17 protein-coding genes are annotated in these 19536 nt (G+C 67.2%); 10 read left to right on the top strand and 7 right to left on the bottom strand.

Annotated elements, in window-relative coordinates; translation table 11 throughout:
• Positions 1 to 6 precede the first annotated feature (6 nt).
• From PMI12_RS24455 to PMI12_RS24440, 4 genes are all read right to left on the bottom strand, one after another.
• The gene (locus PMI12_RS24455) at positions 7 to 699 is read right to left on the bottom strand and encodes a hypothetical protein (protein WP_007837844.1); all 693 of its coding nucleotides are present in this window, start codon (positions 697 to 699) and stop codon (positions 7 to 9) included.
• A 64-nt stretch (positions 700 to 763) separates the two neighbouring features.
• Positions 764 to 2056 (bottom strand): type II toxin-antitoxin system HipA family toxin, encoded by a 1293-nt coding sequence (locus PMI12_RS24450; protein WP_007837843.1) that lies wholly within the window; start codon positions 2054 to 2056, stop codon positions 764 to 766.
• Positions 2053 to 2367 (bottom strand): helix-turn-helix domain-containing protein, encoded by a 315-nt coding sequence (locus PMI12_RS24445; RefSeq protein WP_007837842.1) that lies wholly within the window; start codon positions 2365 to 2367, stop codon positions 2053 to 2055. The genes PMI12_RS24450 and PMI12_RS24445 overlap by 4 nt, the downstream gene beginning before the upstream one ends.
• Before the next feature lie 72 nt (positions 2368 to 2439).
• The gene (locus PMI12_RS24440) at positions 2440 to 3210 is read right to left on the bottom strand and encodes a hypothetical protein (RefSeq protein WP_042674209.1); all 771 of its coding nucleotides are present in this window, start codon (positions 3208 to 3210) and stop codon (positions 2440 to 2442) included.
• 113 nt (positions 3211 to 3323) lie between these two features.
• Between PMI12_RS24440 and smc the strand changes: the two genes are divergently transcribed.
• From smc to def, 5 genes are all read left to right on the top strand, one after another.
• Positions 3324 to 6839: a chromosome segregation protein SMC gene (gene smc, locus PMI12_RS24435; protein ID WP_007837838.1), complete on the top strand. Its 3516-nt coding sequence runs from the start codon at positions 3324 to 3326 to the stop codon at positions 6837 to 6839.
• A gap of 14 nt (positions 6840 to 6853) precedes the next feature.
• Positions 6854 to 7957, top strand: coding sequence for a cell division protein ZipA C-terminal FtsZ-binding domain-containing protein (locus PMI12_RS24430; RefSeq protein WP_007837837.1), 1104 nt, complete (start codon positions 6854 to 6856; stop codon positions 7955 to 7957).
• Positions 7958 to 7982: 25 nt separating this feature from the next.
• On the top strand, positions 7983 to 10070 hold the full coding sequence (gene ligA, locus PMI12_RS24425) for an NAD-dependent DNA ligase LigA (protein WP_007837836.1): 2088 nt from the start codon (positions 7983 to 7985) through the stop codon (positions 10068 to 10070).
• A gap of 116 nt (positions 10071 to 10186) precedes the next feature.
• Positions 10187 to 10615 (top strand): hypothetical protein, encoded by a 429-nt coding sequence (locus PMI12_RS24420; RefSeq protein WP_007837832.1) that lies wholly within the window; start codon positions 10187 to 10189, stop codon positions 10613 to 10615.
• A gap of 36 nt (positions 10616 to 10651) precedes the next feature.
• Positions 10652 to 11191: a peptide deformylase gene (gene def, locus PMI12_RS24415; protein ID WP_007837830.1), complete on the top strand. Its 540-nt coding sequence runs from the start codon at positions 10652 to 10654 to the stop codon at positions 11189 to 11191.
• A 6-nt stretch (positions 11192 to 11197) separates the two neighbouring features.
• On the opposite strand, the gene PMI12_RS24410 is transcribed toward def, so the two are convergent.
• Complete coding sequence (locus PMI12_RS24410) at positions 11198 to 11593, bottom strand: DoxX family protein (protein ID WP_007837829.1); 396 nt, start codon at positions 11591 to 11593, stop codon at positions 11198 to 11200.
• A 173-nt stretch (positions 11594 to 11766) separates the two neighbouring features.
• Here PMI12_RS24410 and PMI12_RS24405 point away from each other — a divergent pair, with 173 nt between their 5' ends.
• The 4 genes from PMI12_RS24405 to PMI12_RS24390 all read left to right on the top strand — a co-directional run bounded on the left by PMI12_RS24405 (position 11767) and on the right by PMI12_RS24390 (position 16481).
• Complete coding sequence (locus PMI12_RS24405; protein WP_007837828.1) at positions 11767 to 12801, top strand: amino acid ABC transporter substrate-binding protein; 1035 nt, start codon at positions 11767 to 11769, stop codon at positions 12799 to 12801.
• Positions 12798 to 13796, top strand: coding sequence for an amino acid ABC transporter permease (locus PMI12_RS24400; protein ID WP_007837826.1), 999 nt, complete (start codon positions 12798 to 12800; stop codon positions 13794 to 13796). Before PMI12_RS24405 ends, PMI12_RS24400 begins: the two co-directional genes overlap by 4 nt.
• Positions 13793 to 14848, top strand: a complete 1056-nt coding sequence (locus PMI12_RS24395; protein WP_007837825.1) for an amino acid ABC transporter permease — start codon at positions 13793 to 13795, stop codon at positions 14846 to 14848. The genes PMI12_RS24400 and PMI12_RS24395 overlap by 4 nt, the downstream gene beginning before the upstream one ends.
• A gap of 271 nt (positions 14849 to 15119) precedes the next feature.
• Positions 15120 to 16481 carry a homoserine dehydrogenase gene (locus PMI12_RS24390; RefSeq protein WP_007837824.1) on the top strand — a complete coding sequence of 454 codons (1362 nt, stop codon included), beginning with the start codon at positions 15120 to 15122 and terminating at the stop codon, positions 16479 to 16481.
• 72 nt (positions 16482 to 16553) lie between these two features.
• Here PMI12_RS24390 and pgm read toward each other — a convergent pair whose 3' ends face one another.
• On the bottom strand, positions 16554 to 18218 hold the full coding sequence (gene pgm / locus PMI12_RS24385; protein WP_007837821.1) for a phosphoglucomutase (alpha-D-glucose-1,6-bisphosphate-dependent): 1665 nt from the start codon (positions 18216 to 18218) through the stop codon (positions 16554 to 16556).
• Positions 18215 to 18892 carry an HAD family hydrolase gene (locus PMI12_RS24380; protein WP_007837819.1) on the bottom strand — a complete coding sequence of 226 codons (678 nt, stop codon included), beginning with the start codon at positions 18890 to 18892 and terminating at the stop codon, positions 18215 to 18217. Before PMI12_RS24380 ends, pgm begins: the two co-directional genes overlap by 4 nt.
• A 187-nt stretch (positions 18893 to 19079) precedes the next feature.
• Between PMI12_RS24380 and PMI12_RS24375 the strand changes: the two genes are divergently transcribed.
• Positions 19080 to 19424 (top strand): hypothetical protein, encoded by a 345-nt coding sequence (locus PMI12_RS24375; protein WP_007837817.1) that lies wholly within the window; start codon positions 19080 to 19082, stop codon positions 19422 to 19424.
• Positions 19425 to 19536 lie beyond the last annotated feature (112 nt).

Genomic DNA, 19536 nt, shown 5'->3' with positions numbered 1-19536 from the left:
TTTCTTTTACAACGGCAAGGTGTCGAACGCCGCGTAGGCCGTAGCCAGCCAAGACTTCACGCGCTGCCGTTCCAGCAACCCCAGCGCATGCGGGCCTTCGCGGTCGTTCACGGCCTTCCAGAAGCTCGTGTTCTGCGCATCGATCTTGCGCATGCTCGCGTCGTGCAGGCGGGGCAGGGTGATCACGCGTGCGCCGTTCGCCGTCGCCTTCGAGAGCGATTGCGAGGCCAGCAGCATCCCGAAGTCGCTGCCGCGGCCGTAGTTCTGCACCACGATGTAGTTGGGCCGGTTGCCGAAGGTGTCGATGAGTGCGCCGAGCAGGTCGGTCGAGTCCTTGCCGTCGTCCAGCACGTGCCAGAAGTTGACGGTGACACCGATGTCGGCGAACACGTCGAACAGGTCCGACTCCTTGATCCAGCGCGACAGCGGTGCCAGCGTTTGCGCGGCAAGGTCGACGATCACGCTCTGCTGCGGGTTGGTCTCGAAGCCGTTGACGACCGTGTCGAGCCCTTCGAAGCTGTCGACCACCACCTGCGAGGCGAAGCCTTCGTAGAAGCGGGTGAACGAACTGTGCGAGCGGTCGGTGTCAAAGCCCGTGAAAGGGCGGCTGTGGTCGATGAAATACTGCGCCAGCACGCGCGCCGTGACAGACTTGCCGACACCGCCTTTTTCGCCGCCGATGAAATTGATGGAGCTCATGAGTTGCTGCTGCCTCGAATGGGTTGAGGGGTGGAGGGCGGATTCATTCTAGGGGCCAGTTTTTCTACCGGCCGCGTTTTGCCATGGCTTGCAGCAAGGGATGTGCCTGCAAGCGCTGCTGCAGCCGCTTCTTCCACGGCGCCGGCAGCGCCGAGGCGTCGATCATTGCAGGCCATCTGTCGCGGGCCAGCCGCGCGGTGTCGGCGACGACACGGCGCACCAGCGGCTCGTGCAGTCCCGTCGAGAAGCAGAAGGCGCGTACGCTGGCGGGCGTGAACAGGGCGGTGCGCCGGGCCGGGACCGCCGGCTCAGGCAATAGCGGCAGCGCGTGGCCGTCGACACCCTGCAGCGCGGCGTACGCGACGATGTCGTAGGCCGGCGCGAATCGCGGTGCAACGCCGTCGGGGTACAGCACGCCGAAGTTCTTGAGATGCGCGTCGGGGTTGCCGAGCAGGTCGTTTACTGCAAGGCGCCGCAGGAGCTCGAGCACCGCTTCGTCGCCCAGCGACGGAAACGCGCGCATCGCGAGCGCCATGTCGAGGTAGCTGCCGCCGTACTTGCGCATCGGGTCGATCGCCAGCACCTGCGCGAAGTCTTCGAAATGGATGCGGCGTGCGCCGTCGCGGTCGAAGCGCGTGACCGCCAGGAATTCGGGCTCGTCGGGCAGCGCATAGCTGTGCTCCGCGGCAATGGCCGAGAGCGGGGCGAGTTCCGCATGGCAAACCTCGACGCCCGCCGCGCCGGCCATCTGCAGCGACAGCATCTCGAGCTGCGGCATGTGCGGTCGGCCGGCGACCGGCAGCTTGGCGATCACCCGGGTGCTTGCGCCGGCCCGCGTGCGGGCCACGTACCGCCCGCCCTGGCGGCGCAGGCCCAGCTTGGGCTGTACGCCCGAGACCGATATGCCTTGCGGCATCGGCAGTTCGACCACGGACATCTCCAGCGCATCCTGGTCCTGCGTGATGAGGCGCTGCAGCGTGCCGCGGTCCACCGACACGGGCCGGGCACTCACTGCGCCGGGCAGGTCGCCGCCGCAGGCAGCGAGCAGTTCGAAATGATCGTTCTCGCGGCAGCCGCGCAGCTGCGCGATATGGCTGCGCAGCACGCCTTCGGGCAGCAGGTTCTGGAAAAAGCCCGGCAGCTGGCCCCCCTGGGCGTTGAACAGCGGGTTCTTGACGTCGCTCCAGAGTGCCGACTGGGCCGCGGGGTCGCTCGCCACCATCGAGAGCGACAGCACCTCGGCTGGCGGATTGGCGACCAGCTCGGGCTCCGCGACGAAGCGGCACAGGTCGGCGTACTGGAACAGCTTGCCGAAGCGGCGTGTGCCGAGCGAAATCTCGAGGATCTTGACGTTCATGGCGGCGAACGGCGCTTGTTGAGGGGCGCGCCGGGCGCCTGCGCCACTGCATGGCCTACGCGCGTGGCCACGGGGCGATAGCCGGGATCGGTGGCCGTGGTTTCGCCAAAGCCCTTGGGCGCAAGCTGCAGTTCGAGACCCAGCGCATCTACCAGCGCCAGCAGGGACGACAGCTGCGGGTTGCCCTGCAGGCTCAGGGCGTTGCGCACGGAGCGCTCGGTGAGTCCCGAGCGCAGAGCGATTTCAGCATTCGAGATGCCGGCGGCATCGCGGCGAGCGGCCAGGGCGATGATGAGTTCCTGTTTATTCACGGAAATATATTACCGCAAATGAAGTTTTAGGAAATATTTTTCCTAAAACCTTCACCGCTTCTTCCGTCGCTTTCACTTGGGTATCAGCGTGAAGAAGGGCATGACCACGCCCATCACCCAGTTCTGGCCGAAGTCGAGCGCCGCCCGGCGGTATTTCTCGTCGGCCTGCGCAGCCAGCAGGTCGAGCCGCGCCACGACCTTCGACAGTTCGCGGTCGGCCACGAGGTTGCGGCCGCGGTCGCTGATTTCGGTGGCCAGCAGCAGTGGCTGGCCATCGGGGCCGGTCTTGGAGGAAATGAGCCAGAGCGATATCTCGAAGTTGCGCGCGGCCCTGAAGCTGTTCTCGGCATTGATGCCGTCGATCATGGTCTGGTCCCAGGTGTCGCCGTTGGCCTGCTTGAGCATGGTGGCCCAGCCGTACACCAGCGCCGCGACGCGGTCGCCCTGGTAGCCCTGCGGCCCGGTATCGAAGGCCAGGCGGATCGCATCGATGCCGGTGGCGCCCTTCAATTCGGGCAGGGGCGGGCCCTTGAGCACGGCGTCCCAGGCGCGCTGGGCGGCCTCGTCCATGCTGACTGCCGACTTGCGCCATTCGCGCGGGTTGCGCTTGTAGAGTGTGCTTTGCACGCGACGCACCGACTGCAGGTTGTCGCGCAGCGACAGGTTGGCGATGCGGTTGGCGCCGGACTGCATCCATTCGTGGCTGCTGTAGGGCTCGGCGCGCTGGGTGTCGCGCGTCGACGAGCAGCCTGCAAGGCCAAGCAGAACAGCCGTGCCCGCCAAGATGCCTCCAAGGAGGCAGGTACGTCGCATGGCGAGGGGAGAAACCAGGGAATCGCTCATGCCCTGACGTTATCATCCACGGCTGGGGCGGCGGCCTGCTGCAAGCTGCAGGCCCGTGCAATTTTCCTTACAAATCAATACCTTGGCGCTAGAGCCAAGCAGGCCGACAAGTCGTGCGTCTTAATTCCATCAAGCTTTCGGGCTTCAAGTCGTTCGCCGAACCCACCAACTTCCTGCTGCCGGGCCAACTGGTGGGCGTCGTCGGGCCGAACGGTTGCGGCAAGTCGAACATCATGGACGCGGTGCGCTGGGTGCTCGGCGAGTCGCGTGCGTCGGAGTTGCGCGGCGAGTCGATGCAGGACGTGATCTTCAACGGCACGACCACCCGCAAGCAGGCCAGCCGTTCGAGCGTGGAACTGGTGTTCGACAACGCTGACCACCGCGCCGGCGGCCAATGGAACCAGTTCGGCGAAATCGCCGTGCGCCGCGTGCTCACGCGCGACGGCACCAGCAGCTACTACATCAACAACCAGCCGGTGCGCCGCCGCGACGTGCAGGACGTGTTCCTGGGCACCGGCCTCGGGCCGCGTGCCTACGCCATCATCGGCCAGGGCACGATCAGCCGGATCATCGAATCGAAGCCCGAAGAGCTGCGCCTGTTCCTCGAAGAGGCTGCGGGCGTGTCCAAGTACAAGGAACGCCGCCGCGAAACCGAAAACCGCCTGGGCGACACGCGCGAGAACCTCACGCGGGTCGAGGACATTCTTCGCGAGCTCAACGCCAATCTCGAAAAGCTCGAGAAGCAGGCCGAGGTGGCTGCGCGCTACAACATGCTGCAAGGCGACGCTACGAAGAAGCAGCACCAGCTGTGGTTCTTGAAGCGCAGCGAAAGCAACGCCGACCAGGCCAGGATCAAGTTCGATTCCGAAAAGGCGATCAACGACCTCGAATCGCGCACGGCCGACCTGCGCCACATCGAGGCCGAACTTGAAACGGTGCGCCAGGCCCACTACGGCGCCGGCGACCAGGTCAACCAGGCGCAGGGCAAGCTCTACGAGGCGAGCGCCGAAGTCGGCCGGCTCGAGGGCGAGATCCGCTTCGTGGTCGAAGGCCGCCAGCGCGTGGAGCAGCGCCTGGTGCAACTGCGCGAGCAGATGGGCCAGTGGGGCCGCCGCCGCGAAGAGGCCGAGGCCGAGATCGAAACGCTGGCCGGCGCCGGCGTGGACGCCGAGGAGCAGGCCATTTTGCTGGCCGCCCAGCTCGAAGAGCACGACGCGCGCATGCCCGAGCTCGAGGAAGCCGTGCAGCGCGCCCAGGACGAGGCCAACACCCAGCGCACGACCGTGTCGCAGGTACAGCAGCAGATCCAGGTGCTGGCTGCCGACCAGCGCAACATCGAAGAGCAGAGCCGCCAGCTCACGCAGCGCAGCGAGCGCCTGCGCGCCGACCAGAACGCGCTGGCCGCACCTGACGAAGCCCGCCTGCTCGAAATGCAGGAGCAGCACGCGATGGCGCAGGAGGCCGCGAGCGAAGCCGACGCCCGCCTGCATGAGCTGCAGGAAGCCGTGCCGCAACTCGACGACGACCGCCGCGCGAAGCAGCAGGCCGTCAACACCGAAGGCGCCCGCCATGCCGAGTTTTCGGCCCGCCTCGAAGCGCTGCGCGCGCTGCAGGAAAAGGTCAAGACCGACGGCAAGCTGGCGCCCTGGCTCGCCAAGCACGGCCTCGACGGCCTGCAGGGCCTGTGGAGCCGAATCCACGTCGAGCAGGGATGGGAAAACGCGCTCGAAGCCGCGCTGCGCGAACGCCTGGGTGCGCTCGAAGTCAGCCGCCTGGAGATGGTGCGCGCCTTCGGCAACGACGCGCCGCCCGCCAAGCTTGCCTTCTACAGCCCGCCCACCGCCGGAGCGCCCGAAGGCACGGCCGCGCTGCCGCGCCTGTCCAGCCTGCTTCGCCTGAACGATGCCGGCCAGCAAGCCCTGCTGAACGGCTGGCTGCATGGCTGCTACACCGCCGCGAGCTTCGAGGAAGCGCTGGCCCAGCGTGCTGCGCTGCAGCCTGGCGAAGTCATCTACGTGCAGAGCGGCCACGCCGTGTCCTCGCACAGCGTCAACTTCTACGCGCCCGACTCCGAACAGGCCGGCCTGCTGGCCCGCCAGCAGGAAATGGAAAACCTGGAGCGCCAGCTGCGCGCCCAGACACTCATCAACGAAGAAGCGCGTACTGCCTTGGTTCGCGCCGAAGCTGCCTACGCCGATGCCGCACAGCGCCTCGTGACCGCACGTCGCGAAGCCGCCGAGACCCAGTCGCGCGCGCACGAACTGCAGGTCGAGACCCTGCGCATGACGCAGCTCGCCGAGCAGACCCGCGCGCGCAGCCAGCAGCTGGCCGCCGACCTCGGCGAAGTCGATGCGCAGCTCGAAGAACTGCAGGAGAGGCGCATCGCAGCCGAAGGTCGGTTCGAAGAGCTCGACATGCAGCTGGCCGACAGCCAGGAGCGCCACGCGCAGCTCGACGAGCGCGTGATCGAAGCCGGCCGCGCGCTGAGCGCGAGCCGCGAGCAGCACCGCAGCCTCGAGCGCCAGGCGCAGGAAGCGACCTTCTCGCAGCGCACGCTCGAAGCCCGCCGCGGGGAGCTCAACCGCTCCATCGAAACCGCGGCGCAGCAGATCGTGGCGCTGACCGACGAAGACGAGCGCGCCCGGGCCGAACTGGCCCGGCTGTCCGATGCCGCTGCGCAGGCCGGCCTGCAGGATGCCCTGTCGCTCAAGCTCGAACGCGAAGCCGCGCTGGGCTCGGCGCGCAGCCAGTACGACGACCTCACGCTCAAGCTGCGCGCGAGCGACGAGCGCCGCCTGCAGCTCGAACGCGAGCTCGATCCGCTGCGCCAGCGCATCACCGAGTTCCAGTTGAAGGAACAGGCCGCGCGCTTGGGTGTCGAGCAGTACCAGCAGCTGCTCGACGATGCCGGCGCCGACCTCGAAGCCATCGAGCAGTCGATCGAAACCGAAAAGGTCAAGCTCACGGGCCTGCAAGGCGAAATCGACCGCCTCAACCGCGAAGTGGTCGCGCTCGGCGCGGTGAACCTGGCGGCGCTCGACGAACTCGCCATCGCGAGCGAACGCAAGACCTTCCTCGACGCGCAGTCGGCCGACCTGAACGAGGCCATCGGCACGCTCGAAGACGCCATCCGCAAGATCGACGCCGAAACGCGCGACCTGCTGGGCGGCACCTTCAAGGTCGTCAACGAGCACTTCAGCCGCATGTTCCCCGAGCTGTTCGGCGGCGGCAACGCCAAGCTGATGATGACGGGCGACGAAATCCTCGACTCCGGTGTGCAGGTGATGGCGCAGCCCCCGGGCAAGAAGAACCAGACCATCCACCTGCTGTCGGGCGGCGAGAAGGCGCTCACGGCCATTGCGCTCGTGTTCGCCATCTTCCAGCTCAACCCGGCCCCTTTCTGCCTGCTCGACGAAGTGGACGCGCCGCTGGACGACGCGAACACCGAGCGCTATGCCAAACTCGTGACAGCCATGAGCCGCGAAACCCAGTTCCTCTTCATCAGCCACAACAAGATCGCCATGGAAATGGCCGAGCAGCTGATCGGCGTGACGATGCAGGAACAGGGCGTGTCGCGCATCGTTGCGGTCGACATGGAGTCGGCGGTCTCGATGGTCGAAGCCGCGTAAGCCGAGCGGCACCCATGAGCAGCCTCACTCTCGCCCTGACCATCCTCGGCGGCCTCGTTCTCGCGGCCGTCGTTGCCTACAACACGCTGATGTCGCGCCGCAATGCGCCGCGCCAGCCCGACGCGATCGACATTGCGCTCGATGAAGCCGAGCGCGCTTTGGCGGAGAGCGGCGGCGGCATGGAGCCCATGCTGCATGCCGATCCGCACCAGATACAGGGGGCAGACCGCCACGAGCCCCTGTTCGACCCCGATCTGCCGGCGCCCAGCGGCCTGCCCGTGGCGACCGGTGAACGCCGCGGCGGGCTCGACCCGCTGATCGACGTGATCGCACCGATCTCGCTCGACGGCCTCGCCTCGGGTGATGCCGCCATCGCCGCCATGCCGCCGACACGGCGCGCGGGCAGCAAGCCGGTGGCCATCGAAGGCCTGAACGAACACACTGGCCAGTGGGAGCCGCCCGTGGCCGGCCAGCGCTACAGCGCTTTCCAGGTCGGCGTGCAGCTGGCCAACCGCACGGGTGCGCTCAACGAGATCGAGTACTCCGAATTCGTGGTCAAGGCCCAGGCCTTTGCCGACGCCGTCAACGGCGCGCCCGAGTTTCCCGAGATGCTCGACGAAGTGGCGCGCGCGCGCGAACTCGACCAGTTCGCCAGCGCGCACGACGCGCAGCTGGGTTTTGTCCTGCGCGCATTGCATGCGGCCTGGAGTCCGGGCTATGTGCAGCAGAACGCGGCGCGGCTCGGCTTCGTGGCCGGCATCATCCCGGGGCGCATGGTGCTGCCCACCAGCGAAGCCGGCCTGCCGCCGATCCTCGGGCTGGCCTTCGACACGCAGGCGGCGCTGGCCGACGACCCGGCCCAGTCGGCCATCCGCGAACTCAGCCTGAGCCTCGATGTGCCGCAGGTCGACCGCGGCGAAGAGCCGTTCCGCCGCATGCGCGAAGCTGCCGCCACGCTGGCGCGCGAGATGGACGGCGTGGTCACCGACAGCGACGGCCAGCTGCTGCGCGACGAAACCATGGACGTGATCGGCGCCGACCTCGAGCAGCTCTACGACACGCTCGATGCGCGCGACCTCGCTGCGGGCTCGCCGCTGGCACGGCGCCTCTTCAGCTAACAACTCCGACCTCCGGGAGACACCCATGACGACGCGCGACGAAGCGGCACGCGAAGCCGCCGCACTGAGCGAACAGCTCCACCGCCACGCCCATCTCTACTACGTGCTCGACACGCCCGAACTGCCGGACGCCGAGTACGACAGGCTCTTCCAGCGCCTTCAGGCCATCGAAACCGAGTTTCCCGACCTGCGCACGCCCGATTCGCCGACACAGCGAGTGGGCGGCAAGGTGCTCGACGGTTTCGTCAAAGTGCGCCACAGGGTGCCGATGCTGTCGATCCGCACCGAGACCGACATCACGCCCGGCGGCGCGAGCGCCTTCGACGCGCGCGTGCGCAAGGAACTGGGTCTGCCCGAGGACGGACCGCAGGTCGCCTACGTCTGCGAGCTGAAGTTCGACGGCCTTGCCATGAACCTGCGCTACGAGAACGGTGTGCTGGTGCAGGCCGCCACGCGCGGCGACGGCGAGGTGGGCGAAGACGTCACGCAGAACATCCGCACCGTGCGCGAGATTCCGCTGCGCCTCAACGGTACGGCGCCGCCCGTGGTCGAGGTGCGCGGCGAGGTCTACATGAAGCGCGCCGATTTCGACGCGCTCAACGAGCGCCAGCGCCAGAGGATCGCGGATGGGCAAAAGAACGAGAAGGTGTTCGTCAACCCGCGCAATGCCGCCGCCGGCGCGGTGCGCCAACTCGACCCGGCGATTGCCGCGGCGCGGCCCCTGAGCTTCTTTGCCTACGGGCTGGGCGAGGTGACGCCAGCGGCCGAGGGCGGACCCGACTGCCCGACGCAATTCGACTGGCTGCAGCAGTTCGATGCCTGGGGCTTTCCTGTGGCCAGGCAGACGGCGCGCGCGACAGGTGCGATTGAACTCATAGCTTTCCACGAGAACATCGGCCGCCAGCGCGATGCCTTGCCCTATGACATCGACGGCGTCGTCTACAAGGTCGACAGCATCGAACTGCAGCGGCAACTGGGCTTTGTCTCGCGCGAGCCGCGCTGGGCCGTGGCCCACAAGTACCCGGCACAGGAGCAACTGACCGAGGTGGTCGGCATCGAGATCCAGGTCGGCCGCACCGGCAAGCTCACACCGGTCGCCAAGCTCGCGCCGGTGTTCGTCGGCGGCGTGACGGTGACGAATGCCACGCTGCACAACGAAGACGAGGCGCGCCGCAAGGATGTGCGCGTGGGCGACACGGTGATCGTGCGCCGTGCCGGCGACGTGATTCCCGAAGTGGTCGGCGTGGCACCGGACAGCCTGGCCAGGCCCGACGATCAGCGCGGCGCAGTCTTCACCATGCCGCACAAGTGCCCCGTGTGCGATTCGGAAGCCGTGCGCGAGGAGGGCGAGGTCGATTACCGCTGCAGCGGCGGCCTGTTCTGCGCGGCGCAGCGCAAGGAAGCCATCCTGCACTTCGCGGCGCGGCGTGCGGTGGATGTCGACGGACTGGGCGACAAGCTGGTCGAGCAACTGGTCGATGCCAACCTGATCCGCACCTTGCCTGATCTCTACAAGCTGGGTTTCACCACGCTGGCCGGGCTGGATCGCATGGCCGAGAAGTCGGCGAAGAACCTCGTCGACGCGCTCGAGGCCTCGAAGAAGACCACGCTGCCGCGCTTCCTGTTCGGTCTTGGCATCCGCCACGTGGGCGAAACCACCGCGAAGGACCTGGCCAAGCACTTCGGCAAGCTCGACGCGATCATGGACGCGAGCGAGGAGCAACTGCTCGAGGTGAACGACGTGGGTCCGGTGGTGGCGCAAAGCCTGCGCACCTTCTTCGATCAGCCGCACAACCGCGAAGTGGTCGAGCAATTGCGCGCCTGCGGACTGAGCTGGGAGGAGGGCGAGCCCGCCGCCAGGGCGCCGAAGCCTTTGGCGGGTCTGACCTTCGTCATCACCGGCACGCTTCCTACGCTGAGCCGCGACGAAGCGAAGGATAAATTGGAGGCAGCCGGAGCCAAGGTTTCCGGCTCGGTCAGCAAGAAGACCCATTACCTCGTGGCCGGCGAAGAGGCCGGGAGCAAGCTCGACAAGGCGCGTGAAAACGGCGTCGAGATCATCGATGAGGCGCGTATGCTGGAGATACTCGCCAACGGTGTTCCGGCGGAGTAAGCCGCAGAGGTGCCGGACAGGCCCTTTACCGGCCGTTACGCGACTTCATCTGAGCGCAGTCAACAGGGTCTACAACCTGACGTTGAAAACTAATCGAAGGCCACAAGGAGTCCCTCATGCAAAAAATTCGTGTTCTTGGTGCTTGCGCCGCGCTCGGCGGCGTTGCGTTGCTGAGCGGCTGCGTGGGCGTGCCCGCCGATCCCTACTATGGTGGCTACTCGTCGGGGCCTTACTACAGCGAGCCCGCGCCCGTGGTGGTTTCGCCCGCGCCGGTCTACATCCAGGGTGGCGGCTACTACGAGCAGCGGCGTCCGTACTACTACGACCGTCCGTACTACGGCCGACCGGGCTATCCGGCCGTGCGCCCTGTCTATCCGAGTCCCGGCGTGGTCGGACGACCGTCAGGCAACTGGGGCGGTGGCCACCCGGGCGTCGCACCGCGCCCGCCCATTGCCGGTGGAGGACCGGGCTCCATCCCGACGCCGCCGCGCGGCAATGCGCGCCTGTGGACTTCGCCGGACTCCAAGACCCAGACGCCTCCCTGATCGCGGCGGTTGCGGGCCTGTCGCGATAATCCCGCCATGGCCATCCGCGAAATCCTGAAAATGGGCGACCCCCGGCTGCTGCGCGTTGCGCAGCCGGTCGCCGCCTTCGACACCGACGAACTGCACCTGCTGGTGCGCGACATGTTCGAAACCATGCATGCAGTCAACGGTGCTGGCCTCGCCGCACCGCAGATCGGCGTGGACCAGCAGCTGGTGATCTTCGGCACCGATGTCGTGAATCCCCGCTATCCCGATGCGCCACCGGTGCCGCGTACCGTGCTGCTCAATCCCGTCATCACGCCGCTGGACGACGAAGAGGAAGAGGGGTGGGAAGGATGCCTGTCGGTGCCGGGCCTGCGCGGCGTGGTGCCGCGATTCGCCAACATCCGCTATACCGGGTTCGACCCCTACGGCGACCCGATCGACCGGGTCGCCACCGGCTTTCATGCGCGCGTGGTGCAGCATGAAGTCGATCATCTGCTGGGCAAGCTGTACCCGATGCGGGTGCGCGATTTCTCGCGCTTCGGCTACACCGAAGTCCTGTTTCCGGGCCTCGATGCGGCCGATGACGATTGAGCCCGCTCAGTTGTATTTGCTGCTGAGCGCGAAGCGGCCGCCGCCCATGAAGGCGAGGGCGAGCGCCGCGAACAGGAACATGCCCTGCGTTTCCAGCGCCCAGCCGCCTTGCTTGCCGAGCGAGGTCAGGTCCTTCGCGTGGACCAGCGTGAAAGCCACGAGCATGTTGATCGCGACGATCCATGCCGCCGGCCGCGTGTAGAGGCCGATGATCAGCAGCACGGGCGCCACCACTTCCCCGATATAGACCAGATAAGCCAGCGCGCCCGGCAGCCCGTGCTGGGCCAGCATGCCGGAAATGAAGCCGACGCCGCCCTGGAGCTTGGCGATGCCGTGCAGCAGGATCAGGACGCCAAGCGCGACGCGCAGGATGAACTTGCCGGTGTCGTCGGATTTGACCATTTGTGTGGATTCCAGTTGAAGTGATTCGAGGGCCGTATGGTAGTGAACCCGCAGCGTCTTCGGGCACCGGATTTGCGTCGGGCTACGCGCATATGCATCAAACCCGTGGTTCTTTGGCAGAGTCTCGTGTCGGCCCGTACACTGCCTTTTGCCTACTGTTGAGGAGAACACCAATGAACAATCGTTTCCGCCCGGCATTGCTTGCCGCCGCCTCCGTCATCGCACTCGCCGCTGCCGCGCCGGCCTTCGCCGGCAAGACACTCGACGCGGTCAAGCAGCGCGGCACCGTCAAGTGCGGCGTGACCAACGGCGTGGCGGGCTTCTCCGCACCGGACACCCAGGGCAACTGGTCGGGCCTCGACGTCGACACCTGCCGCGCCATCGCGGCCGCCGTGCTCGGCGACGGCAAGAAGGTCGACTTCGTGCCGCTCAATTCGCAGCAGCGCTTCTCGGCCCTGCAGGCCGGCGAGATCGACATCCTCGCGCGCAACACGACCTGGACGCTCACGCGCGACGCCTCGCTGGGCTTCAACTTCACCACCATCACCTACTATGACGGCCAGGGCTTCCTGGTGCCGAAGAAGCTCAAGGTAACGAGCGCCAAGCAACTCAAGAACGCCACCATCTGCACGCAGTCGGGCACCACCAACGAGAAGAACGTGTCGGACTACTTCCGCGCGCAGAACATCCCGGTAAAGACCGTCGTCTTCGAAAGCTTCGAGGCTTCGTTCAAGGCTTTCTTCTCGGGCCGCTGCCAGGCCTTCACGACCGACGCCTCGGCGCTGGCCGGCCTGCGCAACAAGGAAGCGCCGAACCCCGACGACTATGTCATCCTGCCCGAGCTGATCTCCAAGGAGCCGCTCGCGCCGCTGGTGCGCCGTGGCGACGACGAATGGTTCGCCATCGCCAAGTGGGTGCCCAATGCGCTCATCGAGGCCGAGGAGTTCGGCGTCACGCAGGCCAATGCCGACGAACTCAAGGCCAGCAGCAAGGATCCGGCGCAGCAGCGCCTGGTCGGCACCGGTGAAGACCTCGGCAAACTGCTGGGCCTCGACAAGGACTGGTCGTTCCGCGCAATCAAGGCCGTGGGCAACTACGGCGAGATGTTCGAGCGCAATGTCGGGCCGAAGTCGGTGCTCAAGCTGCCGCGCGGCTCCAACAACCTCTGGAACAAGGGCGGCCTGATCTACGCACCCCCGGTTCGATGAGCGCCAGGGCCTCGCGCCGCGGGGTCTGGCTGGCATGGGCCATCCAGGCGCTGCTGGTGCTGGCCGTCGTGGCCGGCGCGGTCTGGGTGGTTCACCATGCACTCGAGGTGCTGCGTGCACGCGGCGTGCGCTCCGGCTTCGACTTTCTCACCGAGCCCGCGGGCTTCTCGATCAGCGAAGGCTGGCTGGACTTCGACGCGGACCAGCCGTTCTGGCGCGCGTTTCTCGCGGGGCTGATCAACACGGTGCGCGCGGCGGTGCCGGCGGCCATCTTCTCGGTCGTGCTCGGCACGCTCATCGGCATCGGCCGGCTGGCGCCGCACGTGCTGCTGCGCGGCATCTGCACCGCATACGTCGAGTTGCTGCGCAACGTGCCGCTGCTGGTGCAGCTGCTGATGCTGGCCTTCGCGATGGCCAACCTGCTGCCCGATCCGACGGAGCCTGTTCGGTTGCTGCCCGGCGTGTGGCTCAGCAAAGGGGGGCTCAGCGTGCCATGGCCCGTGGCAGGCGAGGGCGGCTGGTGGCCCACGCATTTCGAGTTTCCCGAGCGTGGCGATTTCGGTGTGAGTGGCGGCGCTGCGCTGAGCCCCGAGTACGTGACCATCGTGGCGGGCCTGACCTTTTATTCGGCCGCGTTCGTGGCGGAGATCGTGCGCGCGGGCATCCTGTCGGTCTCGCAGGGGCAAGTGCTCGCGGGGCAGGCGCTGGGCCTGTCGCCGGTGCAGCAGCTCCGCATCGTGATCCTGCCGCAGGCGCTGCGGGTGATCGTGCCTTCGCTCACCAACCAGCTGCTGAGCCTCACCAAGAACTCGTCGCTTGCTGTGGCCGTGGGCTATCCGGAGCTGGTGTCGGTGGCCAACACCACCATCGGTTCGAATGGCCGGGCCTTCGAGTGCATCGCGATCATCATGGCGGTCTATCTGCTGTTGTCACTGCTGATTTCGTTCGGCATGAACCGCTACAACGTGCGCGTTGCATTGCGAGGCTGGCAATGAGGAGCGCCACGCAGGAACCCATTGCGTGGCGCAGCGAACTCTGGGGTTCGCCGATGCGGGCACTGGCGACGGTGCTGCTGCTTGCGCTGCTCGCGTGGGGCGGCTTCCACGCCGTCGAGTGGGGCATCGTGCATGCGGTGTTCCGGCCCGACGCCGAGGCCTGCCGGGCCGTGCAGCATGGCGCCTGCTGGGGTGTGGTGGCCGAGAAGTGGCGGCCGATGCTGTTCGGACGCTTTCCGTATGAAGAGCAATGGCGCCCGGCCATCGCGGTCGTCGTGCTGTCCGCCGTCACCGTGCTCAGCGCCTGGCCGCGGAGCTGGCGCTGGTGGCTCGTGCCGCTGTGGATCGGTGCGCTGCTGCTGTTCGTGCTGCTGATGCGTGGCGGCGTCCTGGGACTGAGCCATGTACCGACGAGCCGCTGGGGCGGCCTGCCGCTGACCATCGGGCTCGCGGTGGTGGGGCTGGCGCTGGCCTTTCCGCTGGCCTTGTTGCTGGCGCTGGGCCGCCGCTCGGGCTGGCCCGTGGTGCGCACGCTGAGTGCGAGCTACATCGAGCTGGTGCGCGGCGTGCCGCTGATCTCGGTGCTGTTCATGGCCTCGTTCCTGTTGCCGCTGCTGTGGCCGGCCGGATGGCAGCCCGACGTGCTGGTGCGGGTGCTCGCGGGGCTCACGCTGTTCGTGGCGGCGTACCTGGCCGAGATCATCCGCGGCGGCCTGCAGGCCGTACCGCGCGGGCAGACCGAAGTGGCGATGGCGCTGGGCTTCGGCCGCTGGCCGGTGCAGCGCGACATCGTGCTGCCGCAGGCGCTGCGCCTCGTGGTGCCGGCGCTGACCAACAGCGTGGTCGGTACGCTGAAAGACACCTCGCTCGTCACCGTGGTCGGCCTGTTCGAGCTGACCGGCGCGCTGGGCCTGGCGCTGGGCGGTGATCCGACGTGGCGGCCGTTCTATCTCGAGGGCTATCTCTTCATCGCGGCTGTGTACTGGGTGCTGTGCTTCGGGCTCTCGCGCTACAGCGTGTGGCTCGAAAAGCGGCTGTCGGCCGCGCGCTGAGCCGGGCACGGCTGGGGTCCTGTACACTCCGGGCCTTCATGTCGAGCCACGATTTCCACCCCGCATCCCACGCAGCCCTGATGGCTCGCATGATGCCGCCTGCCTCCGCGCAGGCGATGGTCGTTGCTCGAATGATTACCACCATTACCACCGCGGCCACCTGAGCACGCGCAGGTGGCCGTTCCGGCAGCCACCTGGTGTATCGCTCTCTCCCCGAACGAATGAACCCAGCTCTGGCAGCTGGGTTTTGTTTTTTCGTCTGGAGATGTCCATGTACCGCGATCCCGTTGAATCCCTCGAGCCCCTGCACAGCCGCCCTGCGCTGAACCGTACCCTGCGCGTGGGGATGATCGGTATCGGAACCGTGGGCTCGGGCACCTTCCGCGTGCTCGTGCGCAACCAGGCCGACATTGCGGCGCGGGCCGGCCGGGCTATCGAACTCGTGATCGTTGCCGCGCGCAACCTGGCGCGCGCCGCCGGCATCGTGGGAGAGGGCGTTGCGCTCACGGCCGACCCGATGCAGGTCGCCGCGCATCCCGACGTCGACGTGGTCGTGGAGGTGGCCGGCGGCACCGGGCCCGCACGCGACTGGGTGCTGGCCGCCATTGCGCATGGCAAGCACGTGGTCACGGCCAACAAGGCATTGCTCGCGGTGCACGGCGCCGAGATCTTCGCCGCCGCGCGAAAACAGGGCGTGGCCGTGGCCTACGAGGGGGCGGTGGCCGTGAGCATTCCCATCGTCAAGGCGCTGCGCGAAGGCCTGGCGGCCAACCGCATCGAGTGGGTGGCCGGCATCATCAATGGCACCACCAATTTCATCCTGAGCAAGATGCGCGATGAAGGCCTCGACTTCGCCGCCGCGCTCGCGCAGGCCCAGGCGCTGGGCTATGCGGAGGCCGATCCGAGCTTCGACATCGAAGGCATCGACGCCGCGCACAAGCTGTCTTTGCTGGCCGCCAACGCCTTCGGCATGCCGCTGCGCTTCGCCGATGTGCAAGTGGAGGGCATCACCGCCCTGCAAGGGCTGGACGTGGCCTGCGCCGAGCAGCTGGGTTACCGCATCAAGCTGCTGGGCGTGGCACGCCGGCAGGCGTCGGGTGTCGAACTGCGCGTGCAGCCCGCACTCGTGCCCGCCACGCATCTGATGGCACAGGTGAACGGTTCGATGAACGCCGTCATGGTCAAGAGCGATGCGGCGGGCCTGACGATGTACTACGGTGCGGGTGCCGGCTCGGAGCAGACGGCCTCGGCGGTGATCGCCGATCTCGTGGACGTGGCGCGGCTCGACGGCGTGAATGCCGCGCAGCACGTGCCGCACCTCGGCGTGCATGAGCACGCGACGAACGCGTTGGCGGTGTTGCCGCGTGCCGCCGTGCACACCTCGCACTACCTGCGGGTGCCGGTGCGCGCGGTCAGCCAGATCCAGGCGGTCACGGCCTGCCTCGCAGAGCAGAAGGTGCCGGTGCGCCAGGTCGCGCTGGCGGCCGAACGCCCCGGCATCGGCCCCCAGGTCTTGGTGCTGACGGGGCCGGTAGCGCAGGGCACGCTGGACCTTGCCGTGCATGCGTTGCAGGCGCGTTCCGAGGTCGCAGGCGTGGTGGCGACGCTGTGCGTGGAACTGCTGGAAGGTTGAGCCACGAACGCCGCTAGCGAAGCGCGCAGAACGTCGCCCGGGGGCGGCCGCAGCATCGGCGCCTGCATTCCTTCAGGGCGCAGAGAGGGCCCCGTCCACCACATGCTGCGCTTCTTCAAGAATGCGCGCGAGGTGGTCTTTGCCCTTGAAGCTCTCGCCGTAGATCTTGTAGATGTTCTCGGTGCCCGATGGCCGCGCGGCGAACCAGCCGTTGTCGGTCACGACCTTTACGCCGCCGATGGCCGCGCCGTTGCCCGGCGCATGGCTCAGCACATTGACGATCTTGTCGCCCGCCAGCTCGGTCGAGCGGATCTGTTCCGGCGAGAGGCTGGACAGCCGCTTCTTCTGCTCGACGGTGGCGGCCGCATCCACGCGGTCTGACGCCGGCTGGCCCAGCGCCTGCGTCAGCTCGGTGTAGCGCTCGCCCGGGTCACGCCCGGTGCGCGCGGCGATCTCGGCCGAGAGCAGGGCGGGCACCAGGCCGTCCTTGTCGGTGGTCCACACCGAGCCGTCCTTGCGCAGAAAGGTCGCGCCCGCGCTTTCCTCGCCGCCGAAGGCCAGCGAGGCATCGACCAGCCCGTCTACGAACCACTTGAAGCCCACCGGCACCTCGTACAGCCTGCGGCCGAGCCGTGCGGTGACGCGGTCGATCATCTGGCTGCTCACCACCGTCTTGCCGACGGCCGCCTGCGCCGGCCATTGCGGGCGGTGCGTGTAGAGGTAGTCGATCATCACCGCGAGGTAGCTGTTGGGTTGCATCAACCCGGTGCTGCCCGAGACGATGCCGTGGCGGTCGTGGTCGGTGTCGCAGGCGAAGGCGATGCCGAAGCGGTCCTTCAATTCGATCAGCTTGTGCATGGCGTCGGGCGACGATGGGTCCATGCGGATGCGGCCGTCCCAGTCGAGCGACATGAAGCGGAAGGTCGGGTCGACTTCCTGGCTCAGCACGTTCAGGCGCGTGAGCTTGTAGCGCTCGGCAATCGCGGGCCAGTAGCGCACGCCCGCGCCGCCCAGCGGGTCGACACCCAGGTTGAGGTTCACGTCGCGGATCGCGTCCATGTCGAGCACCTGCGCCAGGTCTTCGACGTAGGTGTTCAGATAGTCGTGCCGGTGCGTGGTCGATGCGCGCAGCGCCTGCGCGAGCGGCATGCGCTTCACGCCTTCGAGCCCGTTGGCCAGCATCCTGTTGGCGGCCGTCTCGACGGCCGAGGTGATGTCGGTGCCTGCCGGTCCACCGTTCGGCGGGTTGTACTTGAAGCCGCCGCTCTCGGGAGGGTTGTGCGAGGGGGTGATGACGATGCCGTCGGCGAGCCCCCCAGCGCTGCTGCTGCGCCCGCGGTTGTAGACGAGGATCGCGTGCGACACGGCCGGCGTCGGCGTGTATTCGTCGTCCTTCGAGATCATCAGCTCGACCCCGTTGGCCGCGAGTACCTCGACCGCGCTGTTGAAGGCCGGTGTCGACAGCGCATGCGTGTCGATCCCGAGGAACAGCGGCCCGTCGATGCCTTTCTGCTTGCGGTAGTCGCAGATCGCCTGGCTGATCGCCAGCACGTGCCATTCATTGAACGCATCGTCGAACGAGGAGCCGCGGTGCCCCGAGGTGCCGAAGGCCACGCGCTGGCTCGGCACCGACGGGTCGGGCCGTCCGGTGTAGTAGGCGGAGATCAGGCGCGGTATGTTGACCAGCAGTTCGATGGGTGCGGGCTGTCCCGCGAGAGGGTTGGTTGCTTGGCTCATGCGGGTGGAAAGTCGAGGTTGATGATGTCGCCGATGCGCTCGATGGCGATATCGGCGGGCGCATAGGCGGCGTTGGCCTGCGTGTCGAGCGCATAGTGCCCCTGCCGCACGAAGACCGTCGTCAGGCGCGATCCCCAGATGGCCTTCATGGCCGAGAGGATGCGCAGCTTGTCGTCGATCATCACGTAGTGCCGCGCGGGGTAGCACTGCTCGACGGCGTCGAGCATCTGTTCCTTGTGCACGTAGATCAGCACGCGGCCCTCGGTGGCGTCCCAAAGGCCGGAGCGTTGCACCTTGCGCGGCTGGAACACGACGTCGCCGTCGGACAGGATCACCGTGGGCCCGCGCTGGCGCAGGTGCTTCAGCGTCTCCAGCGCGCCGGGGTAGAGCCGGTCGGCAAAGGGGTAGTCGATGAGAAATTCCGACATCAGCAGCAGCCGCGAATCGCTCATGCCGCGGCTGCTTTCCTCGGCGCGGTAGCGCTGCAGGGCGCCGAGGTAGTCGACATAGCCGAGCTCGTTGCGCAATTGCTCGAAGGCCGTCCAGTAGCGGCTGGCGCTTTCGGCGCCGAAGGTCTGTTCGAGATGGGTGCGAAGGTCGGCGATGATGCCGTCGTTGTCGAGCAGGGTGTTGTCGACGTCGATCAGGAAAACGGTGGCAGGGGGCGGTGTCATGGTGTGTGGCGGGTGGGCCAGAACTGCGCGCGTCGCTTCCAGCATACGCTTCGAATGCGACCCCGGACGGCCGCAGCGCGATTTTGTCGAGGCTCCGAGATCCATTGGCTTGAGCCGTGCCGGGGATCGGCCTCGGAATTGAATAAGCTCCTGCTCAGGGTTGCAGTTTGAAGAAGGAGCAAGACAGATGCGCATCACCAACGGTCGCCACTGGATCGGCCTGCCGGCCATGGCCATGGGCCTTTTGCTGGCTGGCTGCCAGGCGCCACCGGCCGACCGCCCCCTGACATCGGAAGTCCCCGAACCCCCGAGCTTCGTCACGCCGCCCGAAACCTGCCAGGCTGCTGCCGTGCGGTTTGGCCTGGGCCTGCGCGTCAGCCAGCAGTTGCTGGAAGAGATGCGCCAGCGCGCCGGCGCCCGCCTGGCACGTACGGTGCCCGCCGCGGAAAAAGCCGATCCGATGCAGGACACGGCGAGGCTCAACGTGCAGGTCGAACCGACCGGCCGCGTGGTGGGTGCCTATTGCGGCTAGGAGACGCGGCGTGGGCCCGGGTGTTGTGTGAATGCAGCGCTCATGTAACTAATATTAGCTAATAGGCACGCAATCGCCCCAATTGGGGGAACAATAGCCCGCGACCTCCGGA

Source organism: Variovorax sp. CF313, from assembly GCF_000282635.1.
In the GTDB taxonomy this organism is placed as follows: Bacteria; Pseudomonadota; Gammaproteobacteria; order Burkholderiales; family Burkholderiaceae_C; genus Variovorax.
The sequence above is the reverse complement of the archived record's forward strand: the minus strand, read 5'-3'. Positions and strand labels throughout refer to the sequence as shown.